At 48.6% G+C, this 506-nt stretch carries 1 pseudogene; it reads left to right on the forward strand.

Annotated features, from left to right (window positions below):
• A pseudogene (locus tag WKF69_RS04050) lies at positions 1–442 on the forward strand (class 1 fructose-bisphosphatase); the annotation flags it as partial.
• Between the last annotated feature and the right edge of the window lie 64 nt (positions 443–506).

The following is a 506-nucleotide window of genomic DNA, read 5'->3' on the forward strand; positions in this document are numbered from 1 at the left end:
GATAGGGGAGTTCTGTCTTTCGCATCCGGAGATGAAAATACCTAAAGATGGTACCATCTATTCTATAAACGAAGGTAACTACGTCCATTTTCCTGATGGCGTTAAGAAATTCTTAAAATATTGCCAGATCGAGGATGAGCAGACGTCCCGTCCGTATACTTCCCGATACATCGGCTCCATGGTAGCTGATATTCACCGGAATATGATCAAGGGTGGTATCTTTATCTACCCAACCACGTCCAGCGCACCTAACGGTAAGCTGCGCCTCGTTTACGAGTGCAACCCAATGGCATTCCTTATTGAGCAGGCAGGAGGCCGCGCAACAGACGGCTATAACCGGATCCTTGATCAGGAAGTGACTTCTTTGCATCAGCGTTCAGCTATCTTTATTGGCTCAGAAAATATGGTTTTAAAGGCTGAAGAGCTTATGCGGCAGTATTCGGGGTTAACTCCGGGGGAAAAGGCGGAGGAGAAGCTTGATGCCTTGCGCCGTCGAAGCGTGCCCC

It is taken from the genome of Daejeonella sp. (genome assembly GCF_037719425.1).
Classification (GTDB): Bacteria; Bacteroidota; Bacteroidia; order Sphingobacteriales; family Sphingobacteriaceae; genus Daejeonella.